Source organism: Thermodesulfovibrio sp. TK110, from assembly GCF_054658355.1.
The window spans coordinates 321,534-336,125 of the sequence record NZ_BAAHNB010000001.1; the positions used below are offsets into that span (position 1 = coordinate 321,534).

General features: G+C 34.4%; 13 protein-coding genes. 10 read left to right on the forward strand and 3 right to left on the reverse strand.

Features of this window, described 5'->3' with window-relative positions; all coding sequences use genetic code 11:
- Positions 1–4 precede the first annotated feature (4 nt).
- The 3 genes from ACYQ3X_RS01730 to ACYQ3X_RS01740 are packed head-to-tail and all read left to right on the forward strand — an operon-like array spanning position 5 to position 3,875.
- Positions 5–2,038 carry a glycosyltransferase family 39 protein gene (locus ACYQ3X_RS01730; protein ID WP_460180118.1) on the forward strand — a complete coding sequence of 678 codons (2,034 nt, stop codon included), beginning with the start codon at positions 5–7 and terminating at the stop codon, positions 2,036–2,038.
- Positions 2,039–2,049: 11 nt separating this feature from the next.
- Positions 2,050–2,994 carry a glycosyltransferase family 2 protein gene (locus ACYQ3X_RS01735; RefSeq protein WP_460180119.1) on the forward strand — a complete coding sequence of 315 codons (945 nt, stop codon included), beginning with the start codon at positions 2,050–2,052 and terminating at the stop codon, positions 2,992–2,994.
- The gene (locus ACYQ3X_RS01740) at positions 2,991–3,875 is read left to right on the forward strand and encodes a lysylphosphatidylglycerol synthase transmembrane domain-containing protein (RefSeq protein WP_460180120.1); all 885 of its coding nucleotides are present in this window, start codon (positions 2,991–2,993) and stop codon (positions 3,873–3,875) included. The genes ACYQ3X_RS01735 and ACYQ3X_RS01740 overlap by 4 nt, the downstream gene beginning before the upstream one ends.
- Here the strand turns inward: ACYQ3X_RS01740 and ACYQ3X_RS01745 are convergent.
- Entirely contained in the window at positions 3,843–5,405 is a 1,563-nt protein-coding gene (locus ACYQ3X_RS01745) for a sigma 54-interacting transcriptional regulator (protein WP_460180121.1), read from the reverse strand. The two genes, ACYQ3X_RS01740 and ACYQ3X_RS01745, sit on opposite strands and share 33 nt — an antisense overlap.
- A gap of 31 nt (positions 5,406–5,436) precedes the next feature.
- Here ACYQ3X_RS01745 and mnmG point away from each other — a divergent pair, with 31 nt between their 5' ends.
- From mnmG to rimI, 4 genes are read left to right on the forward strand one after another with little or no spacing between them, the layout of a single operon-like run.
- Positions 5,437–7,311 carry a tRNA uridine-5-carboxymethylaminomethyl(34) synthesis enzyme MnmG gene (gene mnmG / locus ACYQ3X_RS01750; RefSeq protein ID WP_460180122.1) on the forward strand — a complete coding sequence of 625 codons (1,875 nt, stop codon included), beginning with the start codon at positions 5,437–5,439 and terminating at the stop codon, positions 7,309–7,311.
- 4 nt (positions 7,312–7,315) lie between these two features.
- On the forward strand, positions 7,316–7,933 hold the full coding sequence (gene rsmG, locus ACYQ3X_RS01755; RefSeq protein ID WP_460180123.1) for a 16S rRNA (guanine(527)-N(7))-methyltransferase RsmG: 618 nt from the start codon (positions 7,316–7,318) through the stop codon (positions 7,931–7,933).
- The gene (gene tsaB / locus ACYQ3X_RS01760) at positions 7,921–8,595 is read left to right on the forward strand and encodes a tRNA (adenosine(37)-N6)-threonylcarbamoyltransferase complex dimerization subunit type 1 TsaB (RefSeq protein ID WP_460180124.1); all 675 of its coding nucleotides are present in this window, start codon (positions 7,921–7,923) and stop codon (positions 8,593–8,595) included. The genes rsmG and tsaB overlap by 13 nt, the downstream gene beginning before the upstream one ends.
- The gene (gene rimI / locus ACYQ3X_RS01765; protein ID WP_460180125.1) at positions 8,592–9,032 is read left to right on the forward strand and encodes a ribosomal protein S18-alanine N-acetyltransferase; all 441 of its coding nucleotides are present in this window, start codon (positions 8,592–8,594) and stop codon (positions 9,030–9,032) included. Before tsaB ends, rimI begins: the two co-directional genes overlap by 4 nt.
- On the opposite strand, the gene ACYQ3X_RS01770 is transcribed toward rimI, so the two are convergent.
- Positions 9,029–10,021, reverse strand: a complete 993-nt coding sequence (locus ACYQ3X_RS01770; protein WP_460180126.1) for an NAD(P)H-dependent glycerol-3-phosphate dehydrogenase — start codon at positions 10,019–10,021, stop codon at positions 9,029–9,031. The two genes, rimI and ACYQ3X_RS01770, sit on opposite strands and share 4 nt — an antisense overlap.
- Positions 10,022–10,024: 3 nt before the next feature.
- Positions 10,025–11,638, reverse strand: a complete 1,614-nt coding sequence (locus tag ACYQ3X_RS01775) for an acyl--CoA ligase (protein ID WP_460180127.1) — start codon at positions 11,636–11,638, stop codon at positions 10,025–10,027.
- Positions 11,639–11,710: 72 nt separating this feature from the next.
- Between ACYQ3X_RS01775 and ACYQ3X_RS01780 the strand changes: the two genes are divergently transcribed.
- The 3 genes from ACYQ3X_RS01780 to ACYQ3X_RS01790 all read left to right on the forward strand — a co-directional run bounded on the left by ACYQ3X_RS01780 (position 11,711) and on the right by ACYQ3X_RS01790 (position 14,592).
- Entirely contained in the window at positions 11,711–12,910 is a 1,200-nt protein-coding gene (locus tag ACYQ3X_RS01780) for a GNAT family N-acetyltransferase (protein WP_460180128.1), read from the forward strand.
- Between the two features lie 178 nt (positions 12,911–13,088).
- Positions 13,089–13,520 carry a DsbA family protein gene (locus ACYQ3X_RS01785; protein WP_460181678.1) on the forward strand — a complete coding sequence of 144 codons (432 nt, stop codon included), beginning with the start codon at positions 13,089–13,091 and terminating at the stop codon, positions 13,518–13,520.
- On the forward strand, positions 13,504–14,592 hold the full coding sequence (locus ACYQ3X_RS01790; protein WP_460180129.1) for a cytochrome-c peroxidase: 1,089 nt from the start codon (positions 13,504–13,506) through the stop codon (positions 14,590–14,592). The genes ACYQ3X_RS01785 and ACYQ3X_RS01790 overlap by 17 nt, the downstream gene beginning before the upstream one ends.

Here is a 14,592-nt window from a genome sequence, read left to right on the forward strand (position 1 = left end):
GGATATGGAAAAAGAAATATTTTTATTTTTTCATAAAACTCTTTCAAACAGTTTTTTAGACAGCATAATGCTTTTTCTTACTCAAGTAGGCTGGATAGTTTGGTTACCATTATTTCTTTACATGATATTTAAATACTTCAAAGCAAAGAATTACATGGGAGTTGTCTATTTAATTGCAGCCATCACATTGGGTGTTTTTATTTCTGACTGGTTTTCTCTTGAGATAAAAAATCTCATTCAGAGAGTTCGTCCCTGCCATACAGAGTATTTTAGAGGAGTTGTTGGATGCACAGCTTCTTACAGTTTTCCATCAAATCATGCAACAAACTCCTTAGCAGTGGCAACTATTTTAATTCTTTCTGGAAAAAGATTATGGAACTCTAAGCTGATTTCAATCTATATTATTTCAGTAGCTTTGCTAATATGTTTGTCAAGGCTTTATCTTGGTGTGCACTGGTTTACGGATGTAGTGGGTGGTGCTATAGTTGGTCTAATTATTGGTTATGGTGTTTTTAAAGCCACTTTATCAGTGAACAATCTGAAAAGATTTTTTTATTTCTTCCTTTTAATTTTCAGTCTTTTCAGGATTTACTTTATTCTTCATGGACCCTTGGACATCAGCCCTGATGAAGCTCATTATTGGGAATGGAGTAGAAGGCTTGATTTAAGCTATTACTCAAAGGGTCCAATGATTGCCTATTTAATTGCTTTTTCCACATGGCTTTTCGGTGATAATCCCTTTGGAGTGAGAATCTTTGCAGTTATCTGCTCCTTTCTAAGCAGTTTTTTTGTTTATAAAATTGGCAAAAAGCTTTTTGATGAAAAAACTGGATACATAAGCGGAGTTTTGTTTCAGCTGATTCCTCTTTTTTCAACCTTTGGAGTTCTTTTTACAATTGACAGCCCCTTTATTTTGTTCTGGATTGTTTCAATGTATCTTTTCATTCTTGCAACAGAAAAAAGAGGTTACTTTCTGGTTTTAGGATTATTTATAGGTCTTGGACTTCTTACGAAGTATACAATGGCTTTTTTCTATTTTTGTATGATTATTTATTTGATGAAAAAGGGATTATGGAAAAGTTTAAAAAATCCATGGCTTTATGCATGTTTAATTATTTCTCTGCTTGTATTCTCTCCTGTAATAATCTGGAATGCCCAGCATGACTGGGTTACACTTAAACACACAGCAGGGCAGGCACATGTTTATGATGGATTAAAAATTTCATTGAAATATTTTTTTGAATTTATCGGTAGCCAGTTGATTGTTGTAACACCTCTTGTTTTTATTTTTGGATTTTATTTCCTCCTTCAGGGGTCCCCAAAAACTCTACGAGTTTTTGGGGTGCCCCTTAAGCCTTCAGCCTTCAGCCTTAAGCCTGATAATAGATGGTTTCTTATATCTTTTTCAATGCCTGTTTTTGTTTTCTTTTTGCTTAAAAGTATTCAGGGAAAAGTTCAGGCAAACTGGGCAATGCCAGCGTATATTCCCTTTTTAATTGTTATTGCTTATGTTTTCGTCTGCAGGCTTTATAGAAAACTTGTTTTATCTGCAGTTTTGATAGCAATTGTTTTTACTGTTTTTAATCATACTCTGCCATATCTAAATCTTTCTGAGAAATTTGATCCTTCTCAAAGGCTTAAGGGATGGAAAGAACTTGGCTTAAAAGTATCAGAGATAAAAGGAGAGCTTGAAAAGACAGGGAAAGTTGTGATCTTCTCTGATAGATATCAGATTTCAAGCGAGCTTGCCTTTTACACAAAAGGTAATCCCTCTGTTTACTGCATAAATCTTGGAAGAAGAATGAATCAGTATGACCTGTGGCAGTCAATAAACAGTGAACTTAATGGCACAGTTCATGGAGTTTATGTTGTTTATGGAGTAAGAAGCACGCCAGAGCTTGATGTTTCCTCTGCTTTTGAACGCTGTGATTCAGAGCATTTCACTGTTTATAAAAAAAGAGTTAAAATTAGAGATTATACAATTTTTAGATGCTACAATTTTAAAGGTATGAAAATAAACTTACCAGAAACCTACTGAAGGAGGTAAAAATGGATTTATCAGTGGTTATACCACTTTACAATGAAGAGGAAAACATAAATGAACTTCATAAAAAACTAAATGAGACTTTAAGCATACTACCACTTTCTTATGAAATCATCTATATTGACGATGGAAGCAGTGATAATACCCTCAAAATTCTTGAAGAGATTCAGAAACAGGACCCCCATGTGGTTGTCTTAAGCTTCAGAAGAAATTTTGGACAGACCGCAGCCTTTGCAGCAGGATTTGACTTTGCAAGAGGAGATGTGGTTATCACAATGGATGGTGATCTTCAGAATGATCCTGCAGATATACCAAAGTTTCTTGAAGCCATAAATGATGCAGATCTTGTTAGTGGCTGGAGAAAAAAAAGAAAAGATCCATTTCTGTCAAGAAGACTTCCTTCCATAGTTGCAAACTGGCTTATTGGAAAGGTTACTGGCGTAAGGATTCATGACTATGGATGCTCTCTGAAAGCTTATCGTAGAGAAGTTGTTAAAAATCTCAAGCTTTATGGTGAGATGCACAGATTCATTCCAGCCCTTGCAAGCTGGTATGGAGTAAAGATAAAAGAAATTGAAGTTCAACATCATCCAAGATACAGAGGAAAATCAAAATACGGAATAGGAAGAACAATCAAGGTTCTTTTAGACCTTGTCACTGTAAAGTTTTTACATAGCTTTTCAACAAAGCCAATTCAATTTTTTGGTCCAATTGGAGTTTTATTTATGATTCTTGGTGCTGCAATTGTTGGATACCTTGTTTTACTTAAAATTCTCTATGGAATATCCATTGGTGGAAGGCCCCTTTTACTTGGTGGATTTTTTTCTGTTTTGATTGGACTTAATTTTGTTGGCATGGGACTTCTTGGTGAGATGATAGTAAGGGTTTATCATGAAACTCAGAAAAAACCCATTTACATTCTAAAAAAAATCTTAGGACCTGGAGATTGAAGAAACATATAAAGATTTTCATTCGTCTTGCAGTAACTTTTTTATTGATTTTATATCTTTTTAAAAAAATTGAGATTAACCATGTTTTAAATGCCCTTTTTCTAATAAATCCTTTAATTTTTTTATCTGCCTCATTTTTATACATCCTTTCTTCATACATATCCACGCTGAGATGGAAAATTTTTCTTCCTCAGAAAGATTTAAAAGTTTCAAAGCTTTTTTCTCTTTATCTTATTGGCTCATTTTTTAATAATGTTCTGCCCGGAATAGTTGGAGGAGATGTAATAAAAATTTTCATGATCAAAGAAAAAGCAGGGCTTAAAAAGGCTTTGGCATCAGTTTTTATGGAAAGATACACAGGGCTTTTTGCTTTATTATTAATAGGTTTTATATTTTTTTGTTTGTTTTATACAGATCTTCCAGAGCACAGGCTTGTATGGAGTGTGCCTTTAAGTTTTTTATTATTTATCTTAGGGAGTATTTTTCTGTTATTGCTTGGAAAAATTAAATTTTTTAAAGAAATGCATGATTATGTTTTGAGTTTCAATAGAAAACAGATTTTGCAGGCGATTTTTTACTCTTTCCTTGTTCAGTTTATTGTAATTGTCTCAGTTTATTTGATTTTTGTTGGAGTTTATATTTCAGTGTCTTTTTTTGAAGTATGCATTTTTTTGCCAGTTATTATACTGATTTCCATGCTTCCAGTATCAGTATCAGGTATTGGAGTGAGAGAGTGGTGCTTTATTTTATTTTTCGGAAAATCATTTGGTGATGCTCAGGTTGTGGCAGTCTCCTTTTTATGGTTTCTTTCTCAGTTTTTTGCTTCTTTCGTTGGTGGGATTGAGTATTTAAGATTTAAGAAGTTTCTGGATATAGATTAAAAATAGAAATCTTTTCAAATCCCTAAGATTGTTCGGGAATGGGTCAGTTTTAAGTTTTTCTATAATCTCTGGCTGTGTGAGTTTATCTTCAATATTGAGATTATATTTTTTTACAATCTCTCCTGCTATATAAAAAACATCTTCTCTTCTTTCTCTTAATGGAGGGATTTTAAAGAAAAAAGGATTAAGAAGCTTAATAAGAGAGCTTGAAAACTCTCCCTGTGCTGCTTTTATTCTTATATCATCTTTACCAACAAGAATAAATTTTACATCTGGAAAATCAAATGGATTTATATCTCCCACTCTATAAACCTTGCCTGTTTTAATAGCTTTTTCAAGCTTGTCCTGAAAACTTCCTGGCATGCTGTCAAACTCTTTTATAACAAGAGTTCCTCCCTCTGCATTTTTTAATACCCCTCTTTTACCTTTTTTACCAAGATATCCTTCTTTAATTCCGAAAAATTCCTCCTCAAGTGTGTCTTCTTCAATATCGCAAAAAATCATTACAAAAGGTTTTTCTCTGCGGGGATTATTATCGTCTGTATAAAGAGCTGCTGCAAGGAGTCTTTTACCAACAGCTCTTTCACCGTAAATATAAATATTTCTGTCTCTGGCATTTTCTTCAAATAGATTTTTCACCATATTTGCAAAAACAGGATTTTTTGTTTCAAACTTGAATTTTTTAAGTTGATAAAATGTCTCTGTAGAGAATTGAATTTCTTCAATGACATTAAACTCCTGGGCGATTGAAAGAAATCTATCCATAGCACTCTGAAGAATTTCAAGAGAATCTGACTCTTTTATGCGAAAGTATCTTTTTGCAAGCTCAAGAAACAATTCACGATTATCAATAACTGAAGGAAACATCAAAGCCTGAGCACCATAAGCCGAGAGGTCTGAGAGTAATGCTAAGTCAAAATAACTTTGCAATGTAGAGCCTCTCGGAGGAACAGCAGTTTTTATATCCTTTGTACCATCCTCTGGAAACATTTTATTTAAGATATTTACAACATCTTTAAAAGGAGGACAGAGTATATTTCTTTTGAGAGTCTCAATGTGATTTGTTCCAAAGGCTTTTGCTTCAATAAAAACTCTGTCTTCCAGTGGAAGCTTTACGAGAAAATGTATTATGCTTCTGTATTTGGGAAACTCATTTATCATAAAAAGCAATCCAAGAGAAGGCAAAACTCCTGCAAAAAATGCTTCATCTCTATGGATATGAGAAAATTTTTCTGATATTAAAGCTGAAATTTCAGCACTCAGGATTCCATAGACCCATATGTATAAATCTTCACTTTCAAGAAAGAGGTCTCTCTGAATGATGATCTCTTCAATTTTCTTTGTTCCAAGATAGTTTACCATTTGGGAAAAATTTGTTATTTCTATTTTTCCGCAAGGCTTGTTAACTTCCTGAAATATAAGATAGGCAATTACAGGGTCGTATTTTATTAATTGAGAAACTTTCTGACCATCTTCTTTTAAAAGCTCTCTAAATCTGGAAATTGTATGTCTGAATACAGGAAAACTCATTACATTTATTATAATAAAAAAGAAGGAAAAAATGTATAAAGAAAAAGATTTTGACATAATTGTTGTTGGAGCAGGACACGCAGGCTGTGAAGCAGCACATGCCTGTGCAAAGATGGGCTTAAGCACAGCTCTTTTTACAATATATCTTGACACAATCGCACAACTAAGCTGTAATCCTGCCATTGGTGGACTTGCAAAGGGCCATCTTGTAAGGGAAATTGATGCTCTGGGTGGTATAATGGCAAAGGTAACGGATATGTCAGGCATTCAATTTAGAATGCTTAATCGCTCAAAAGGTCCAGCTGTCTGGTCCCTCAGAGCTCAGGCTGATAGAATCCTTTACAATGTAAACATGAGAAAACTTCTTGAGGCAACGGAAAATCTTGCAATAAAACAGGCAATGGTAGAGGAGATTGTTGTTGAAAATGGTAGAGTTAAAGGAATTATAACTTCTCTCGGTGTTTTTTACGGAGCAAAGGCTGTCATAATAACCCCAGGAACATTTTTAAATGGATTGATTCATATCGGACTTGATTCTTTTGAAGCAGGTCGTGCTGGAGAGTTTCCTTCAAAAAGACTTTCAGAGTCAATAAAGAAAATAGGGCTTAAAATGGGAAGGCTTAAAACAGGTACTCCACCAAGAATTGATGCTAAAACAATAGATTTTTCAAAGACAGAGGAGCAATGGGGAGATTTTCCTCCTCCAGCATTTTCCTATTCCACAGAAGAAATTACCAATCCACAGGTACCCTGTTACATAACCTACACAAATGAAAAAACACATGAAATAATACTTAACAATCTTGACCGTTCACCCCTTTACAGCGGAAAAATAAAGGGAATAGGTCCTCGTTACTGTCCTTCCATTGAAGACAAAGTTGTAAAATTCAGAGAAAAGCCAAGACATCAGATATTTCTTGAACCTGAAGGGCTTAGCAGAAAGGAGTACTATGCTAATGGAATCCCTACATCCTTACCTTATGATGTTCAGGTTGCCTTTGTAAGAACTATTCCCGGACTTGAAGATGCAGAAATCATGAGACCTGGATATGCCATTGAGTATGACTTTGTTTATCCCACTCAGATAAAACACACTCTTGAAGTAAAGGGAATTGAAGGAGTTTATCTTGCAGGACAGATAAATGGAACAAGTGGCTATGAAGAGGCTGCTGCACAGGGATTAATGGCAGGCATAAATGCTGCATTAAAGATAAAAGGAAAACCACCTCTTATTCTTGGCAGGGATGAGGCTTATATTGGAGTTTTAATTGATGACCTTGTTACAAAGGGCACACAGGAGCCTTATAGAATGTTTACCTCTCGTGCAGAGTTCAGACTTCTTCTCAGACATGACAATGCTGATATCAGGCTAAGAGAATATGGATACAGAGTAGGACTGGTTGATGAGGAAACATATGAAAAGTTTTTAAAGAAAAAAGAAGCAGTTGAAAAGGAGATCAGAAGATTGAAAACTACAATTATAAAACCTTCAGAGCAACTTAATAAAGCTCTGATTGATGCTCAGACAACTCCCATAGAAGAAGCTACATCCCTTGAAAAGATTCTTAAAAGACCAGAGATTAACTATGAATTTATTAAAAAGTTTGCACCTTCTCAGGAACATCTTACAAAAGAAATTGAGGAACTTGTTGAAATTCACATTAAATACGAAGGTTACATTGCAAAACAGATGGAACAGGTTGAAAGAATGAAACAGTTTGAAGAAAAAATTATTCCACCAGATTTTGATTTTAATCTTCCAGGGCTTTCCAGAGAAGTTGTACAAAAACTAAATGAGGTAAGACCAAGAACAATAGGTCAGGCAATGAGAATTCCTGGTGTTACACCAGCAGCAATATCAATACTTATGGTAGCAGTTCAAAAAGACACAGGCAGTAAAAAATAATATTATGGAAAATTTAGAAACCTTTATAAAACAATGTTTAAATCTCAATGATGAAGCAGTAGTTGATAAGTTTTTACTTTATATCGCAGAGCTTAAAAAATGGAACAAAGCCTATAATCTCACTTCTATTGAAGATGAAAGAGAAATAGTGGTGAAACATTTTTTAGACTCTCTTTTGTATCTGTATTTTATTCCCAAAGAACCATTGAGTATTGCAGATGTTGGAAGTGGGGCTGGTTTTCCATGTGTACCGATTGCAATTGTGAGAGCTGATTTAAAAATAGCATTGATTGAACCTTCATGGAAAAAATGTGCTTTTTTGAAAAATTTAAAGAGAAAGCTTGAACTTACCAACATTGAAGTTTATCAAGCAAAAGCTCAGGAAATTAATGAAAAGTTTGATATTGTTGTGTCAAGAGCAGTATGGAGCATAAAAGAGTTTGTAGAAAAATGTGAACATTTACTTAAAAAGGGCGGATGTTTTTTAATAAGTAAATCATTGAAACTGCAGGAGGAAATCAAAGATTTGCCCGAGCGATACAGGATACAAACAAAAGAGTTTGACCTTCCCTGGGTAGATGGTAAAAGATATATTGTTAAAATTGAAAGATGCGGCTCTTAGGAATTGATACCTCAACAAAATATGCTGGTGTAGCGGTTATAGAGGATGGCAGACTCATTGCTCAGTCTATTATGGAGTTTAAGGCTGCCCATTCTGAGAAACTTCTTCCAGAGATTGCTCATGTTATTGAAACTATGAAAATTCCAATTGAAACAATTGATTACTACTCTGTAACTGTTGGACCTGGTTCTTTTACAGGACTAAGAGTTGCAGTGAGCACATTGAAAGGATTAAGCTTTGTAACTCAAAAAAAGGTGATTCCTGTGTCCACACTTGAAGGCATTGCATGGGGAGTTCCTTACTGTAAATATCAAATATGCCCGATTCTTGATGCAAGAAAAAAAGAAGTGTTTGCTGCGCTATTCCGATGGAATGATAATGAAATTCAACGAATTAAAGAAGATTCGGTAATTAATATAGAAGCTTTAGCTGAATGGATTAAAGAAGACACATTATTTGTTGGAAGTGGTGTAGAACTTTATAAAGAAAAACTGATTGAAAAATTTGGTGGCAAAGCCTTATTTTTAAATTCCATATATTCAGTACCAAATCCAGCAATTGTAGCCTTTATAGCATCAAAGAGAATAGAAAAAGCAATTCATGCAAAGGATTTGAAACCCGTTTATCTCAGGAAATCAGAAGCAGAGATAAAATTTGGATGAATTTAATAATAAGAGAGCTTAAAGAAAAAGACTTTCCAGCAGTTCTGGAGATCTCAAAGCAGAGTTTTTCTGTGCCATGGTCTTTAAAATCTTTTATGAGTGAGTTTCTAAATCCTCAATCCATTCTTAAAGTTGCTGAATTTAATGGAGAAATTGCAGGTTATATAGTTTTGCGAATAATACTTGATGAAGCAGAACTGCTTTCAATTGCTGTAAAACCTAAACTAAGAAGAAAAGGCATTGCAACAGAACTTATGAGGAATGTTCTTGATGAGATAAAAAATTTTGTAAAATCCTGTTTTCTTGAAGTAAGGGTATCAAATACACAGGCAATCAGTTTTTACGAAAAGATGGGATTTAAAAAGGTGGGAGTAAGGAAAAAATATTATGTTTTGCCTGAAGAAGATGCCATTATTATGAAACTTGATTTAAATTAATAAAACTCTGGCTTTAAGGTTCTATTCATTAGGTCCCATGCTGCCTGTTCAGGTGATTTGCCTTCATAAATAACCTGATAAACTTCAGAAGTAATTGGCATCTCCACATCAAGTTTTTTTGAAAGTTGCATTACAGAAAGGCTTGTATCAACACCTTCTGCAACTCCTCGCATGCTTTTTGAGATCTCTTCTAATGGTTCGCCTCTGCCAAGCCTGTATCCAACAGTGAAGTTTCTTGATAGCTTTGATGTGCATGTGAGAAAAAGGTCTCCAAGTCCGCTTAATCCAGAAAAGGTTATTTCTTTTGCTCCCATTTTTTTGCCAAGCCTTATGATTTCGTGTAATCCCCTTGTAATGAGCGCAGCTCTTGCATTGTTACCAAGCTCCAAAGCATCACAGATACCAGAAGCAATTGCAATAACATTTTTTACAGCTCCTCCAATTTCTGCTCCAAGAGGATCATCGTGTTCATATACGCGAAAGTAAGCAGTACTGAAGATTTCCTGTAAAAGCAGTCTCACTGTTTTCTCAATGCCAGAAATTGTTACAGCTGTAGGTTTTTCTTGAGCAACTTCAATTGCAAAGGAAGGGCCTGAAAGCACATAAATCTTCTTATTCAGGATTTCTTCAAGAATCATTGAAGGTGTTTTTAATGTTTCTTTTTCTATACCCTTTGAGGCACTTATAATTATATTTTCATCGTTTAATTTACCCTTTAAAGAAACAAAAACAGATCTTATATGCTGAGTTGGAACAACATTTACGATAAATCTGGCTTTTTTAACTGCTTCAAATATGTCATCAGTAGCAATTAAACTCTCTGGCAGTTTAATCTCAGGTAGATATAAAGGATTCTCTTTTTTATAATTAACAGAATCAGCAATCTCTTTTTTTCTTGCCCAGATTATTACATCAAATCCTTTTTTACAAAGGAGACAAGCAAGGGTTGTTCCCCAGCTTCCTGCTCCTATGACTGCTATATATGACATAATTTATTTTAATTTGCCAAACTCTTTTAGTTTGAGCTCCTTTCTTTTTATTTTACCACTTATTGTTTTTGGAAGTTCATCTACAAACTCTATTTTTCTCGGATACTTGTATGGTGCTGTCTCCTTTTTTACAAAATCCTGAATTTCTTTAACAAGGGCTTCAGAAGGTTCATAATCCTGAGTAAGAACAATAAACGCTTTAACTACTTCTCCTCTGACTTCATCAGGACTTGCCACAACAGCAGCTTCCTTAACAGCAGGATGTTTAATAAGAGCGCTTTCCACTTCAAAGGGACCAATACGATATCCTGCACTTATAATAACATCATCTTCTCTTCCAACAAACCAGAAATATCCATCCTTGTCTTTATAACCACGGTCTCTTGTATAATACCATTCACCTCTGAATGCAGCAGCCATTTCTAATTTGTCACCAATATATTCCTGAAAAAGTCCAACAGGTCTTTGAGGATTTATCTTAATTGCAATATTTCCTTCTGTATCAGGAGGAAGAGGCTTGCCGTTGTCATCAACTATATCCATTTCAAATCCAGGTGTTGGAAGTCCTGTTGCTCCTGGTTTCATTGGAATAAATCTGAACATGGCAAGAGTATTTACTGTTTCTGTTTGTCCATAACCATTATAAATATACTCTCCTGTCGCTTCTTTCCATAAGTTAATTACTTCAGGATTTAAAGGCTCACCTGCTGCAACAAAGTGTCTTACTGTCTTGAAATTCAATTCATTTAAAGGAATTTCTTTAACAATCATTCTATAAGCAGTAGGAGGTCCGCAAAGAGTGTTTATCTCGTATTTTTTTAATGTTTCCACAATCAGTGAGGGTGAAAATTTACCTCTTCTGTAATAGCTAAAAACTGTGGCTCCCATGTTCCATGGTCCAAAAAAGCTTGACCATGCTGCTTTTGCCCAGCCTGTGTCAGAGATATTCCAGTGAATGTCACCTGGTTTTAAATCAAGCCAGAACTTTCCAGTTGTTGTATGGGCAAGGGGATAACTGACCTGAGTATGAAGAACCATTTTAGGCAATCCAGTTGTACCTGATGTGAAAAATATAAATGCAGGATCACTGGAGAATGTTCTTTCACCAATAAAGGTTTCACTTTTTAAAAGCTCTTCATATTTATGCCATCCTGACTGATTTTCCAAATTTATTAAAATTACATCTTTTCCAAATTTATTGACAGCTTCTTCAATCTTTGATGCATTCTCACTATCTGATATAACAGCTTTGATCTGAGCTGCGCTGAGTCTGTATTCAATATCTTTTGCAGTTAGAAGTGTTGTTCCAGGAATTGCAACAGCATTAATTCTCATAACTGCAAGAACAATTATCCACCATTCAGGTATATTTGGAAGCAGGATTAAAATTTTATCTCCTTTATTGAGCCCAAGCTTTTTAAATCCACCTGCAAGTTTGCTTGAAAGCCGGGTTAAGTCATTAAAACTGAATGTTTTCAGCTCATTGCCATCTGTCCATAATAGAGCTTTTTTATCACCCCATCTGTCAAATACATCAAGAGGAAATGAAAATTTCTCTGGAACATGGAGTTTAAAGTTTTTGACTTCTTCATAGTAGTTTTTCATAGCTTCTTGCATGGAACCCTCCTTTGGTAGTTTGCATAATCTAAAATCATAAAATAAAATGGATAAAAGTTTCAAATATTTTTATTGACAATAAAAGAGACTGCAATTTACACTGTAATTATATCCTTTGCAGGATTATTAAATGGTTTAAAAATTTTTTTGGATAAAGAAGCTTTGGAAATAAAAGAAGTTATAAATAAAAAACAGCTTAAGGATTTTGTTACTCTGCCATTAAAACTTTATAAAAACGATTCCTTTTACGCTTCTCCATTAATTAAGGATATGATGGAGCATCTTAGTGAGAAAAATCCCTTTTTTAAAAGAGCAAAGGTTAAATTTTATATTGCTTACAAAGGAGAAAAACCTGTTGGAAGAATTGCTGCCCTGGTTAACTATGCTCATCTTGAGTATCACCAGGACAATGCTGGTTTTTTTGGAGTTTTTGAGTGCGTAAATGACCAGACTGTTGCTAATGCTTTATTTGATAAAGCAAAGGAGTTTCTTAAAGAAAATAATCTTTCCATAATGCGTGGTCCAATGAATCTTTCAACAAATGAAGAATGTGGGTTTCTTTATGAAGGATTTGATACTCCTTCAATGATAATGATCCCGTATAATCCGCCATATTATAACAAGCTTGCTGAAGCATATGGAATGAAAAAAGCAAAGGACCTTTATTGTTTTTTAGCAGATATTCCTGATAAACTTCCTTCAAAAATTGAAAGAATTGCCCATTTTGCGGAAAAACAGGGAATCAGAGCAAGAACAGTGAAATTGAAAAATTTAACCGAAGAGCTTTACGCATTCATGGAGGTTTATAATGAAGCATGGGCTTCAAATTGGGGATTTATTCCGATAACAAAGGAAGAAATTGACTACATGGCTATGAAGCTTAAGCCAGTAGCATTACCAGAATTGGTTATAGTTGCTGAAAAAGATGGTAAACCAGTTGGTTTCTTTGGTGCTATTCCTGATTTTAATGAAGTATTAAGAAGAATCAAAGGAAAACTAACGCCATTGACAATAATTAAAGCTTTGTATTACAGAAGAAAAATTCAATCAATAAGGCTTCTTCTTTTTGGGGTAAAGAAAGAGATGAGACACAAAGGTGTAGAATCAATAATGCTTAGAGAAGCTTTCAAAGGTGCAAAAAAGTATGGATTTAAAAAGGTTGAATTTTCGTGGATTCTTGAAGACAACTATGATACAATTAACCTGACCCAGATAATTAATGCCAGAAGATATAAAATTTTGCGAATTTACGAGACTAATATTATGATATAATCAAAATATGAAAACTATTAAACAGTTCATTTTTGTTTTGTCCATTTTATTTATCCTATCCAGTGCATTTGCTGCTGAAAAAAGATACAGTTTGCCCCAGGAAGAATCCCCTTATATTGGATATGATAATGCACCTGTTACCATTGTTGAATTTATTGACTATCAATGACCGCATTGTATTGAGGTCGGTCCGACCATTGAGAGATTGGTTAAAGAGTTTAAAGGAAAGGTAAAAGTTGTGATTAAGTTTTTCCCATATCGCTATAGAGACTATTCAAGAATCGCAGCAGAGGCAGCAGTTGAGGCATGGAAGCAGGGCAAATTTGCTGAAATGCATGAGTTATTGATAAAAAGGTCACCAAAGCTTGATAGGGAATCTTTGATAACCTATGCAAAAGAACTCAATCTTGATATTGAAAGATTTACAAAAGCAATAGACACCCAGGAAGGTGCTTCAATAATTGAAAGAGATTTGAAACTCGCAAAGGACATGGAACTTTATGTAACGCCTGCTTTTTATATAAATGGACTGAAAATTCTTGGAGTAAGAGACTATGACTACTTCAAAGAGATTATTTTACTGGAACTTCAAAATGCTAATAAAAAATAGCATTATTTTCTTTTTCTGTGCTATTTTTGTTTTTTTTATCTCTGTCAATATTGAAGGTTTTGCTTTTGATAAAAAGAAAAAACAACTTGAACCTCTACCTCCTCCGCCTATTCCGAAAGACAATCCTATGAGTTCAGAGAAAATTGAACTGGGGAAAAAGCTTTTCTTTGACCGAAGACTCTCAGGGGATGGAACTACAAGCTGTGCCAATTGTCATGATCCTGAAAAAGCCTTTACAGATGGCTCTGAAATATCTCTTAGTTATCCAACAACAAGAAACTTCAGAAACGCTCCAACTTTGATGAATGTCGCCTATGCAAAATATTTTTTCTGGGATGGAAGGGCAAAAACTCTTGAAGAACAGGCAGAATTTCCAATAATGTCTGCATTTGAAATGAATCAAAATCTTGATTTTCTTGAAGAAGAAATAAGAATTGTTCCGGAATACAGAGAAGCCTTTATGAGAATTTTTGGCAAGGATGTAAATATAAAACTTATTGCTAAAGCAATTGCAGCCTTTGAAAGAACACTTATATCCAAAAATGCACCCATTGACCGCTATCTCAGAGGAGATGAAAAGGCATTGAGTCCAGAAGCTAAAAAAGGACTTGAAATCTTTACAGGAAAAGGAAAATGTATAGAATGTCATTATGGAGCCTATCTTAGTGATCAGGAATTTCATGCACTGGAGGTTCCAGAAAATCCAAAATATGTTAACGAGCCAAAGTTCATAACTACAAGGCGATATGTAGCTAAAATTAATAAATATCCAGACTACATGAATGTGAAAGAAGACCTTGGAAGATATTTTAAAACAAAGAAAAAAAAGGATTACAAAGCTTTTAAAACTCCTACTTTAAGAGAAGTTGCAAAAACTGCACCTTACATGCATAATGGTATATTTAAGAGCATTGATGAGGTAATTGACTTTTTTAATAAAGGTGGAGGTAAGGGGAATAAGGTGTTGAAACCTCTTAACTTAACTGATGATGAGAAGAAAGCACTGAAAACCTTTCTTGTAGAAGCTTTATCTGGTGATGATTTAAACATAAAACTACCAGAAATTCCATAA

Bases quoted from the DNA above. Each gene is read 5' to 3' on its own strand.
- tsaB (WP_460180124.1), top strand. From the start codon at position 7,921: ATGCGGCTCTTAGGAATTGATACCTCAACAAAATATGCTGGTGTAGCG.
- ACYQ3X_RS01735 (WP_460180119.1), top strand. From the start codon at position 2,050: ATGGATTTATCAGTGGTTATACCACTTTACAATGAAGAGGAAAACATA.
- mnmG (WP_460180122.1), top strand. From the start codon at position 5,437: ATGTATAAAGAAAAAGATTTTGACATAATTGTTGTTGGAGCAGGACAC.
- rimI (WP_460180125.1), top strand. From the start codon at position 8,592: ATGAATTTAATAATAAGAGAGCTTAAAGAAAAAGACTTTCCAGCAGTT.
- ACYQ3X_RS01730 (WP_460180118.1), top strand. From the start codon at position 5: ATGGAAAAAGAAATATTTTTATTTTTTCATAAAACTCTTTCAAACAGT.
- ACYQ3X_RS01770 (WP_460180126.1), bottom strand. From the start codon at position 10,021: ATGTCATATATAGCAGTCATAGGAGCAGGAAGCTGGGGAACAACCCTT.
- ACYQ3X_RS01775 (WP_460180127.1), bottom strand. From the start codon at position 11,638: ATGCAAGAAGCTATGAAAAACTACTATGAAGAAGTCAAAAACTTTAAA.
- rsmG (WP_460180123.1), top strand. From the start codon at position 7,316: ATGGAAAATTTAGAAACCTTTATAAAACAATGTTTAAATCTCAATGAT.
- ACYQ3X_RS01790 (WP_460180129.1), top strand. From the start codon at position 13,504: ATGCTAATAAAAAATAGCATTATTTTCTTTTTCTGTGCTATTTTTGTT.
- ACYQ3X_RS01745 (WP_460180121.1), bottom strand. From the start codon at position 5,405: ATGAGTTTTCCTGTATTCAGACATACAATTTCCAGATTTAGAGAGCTT.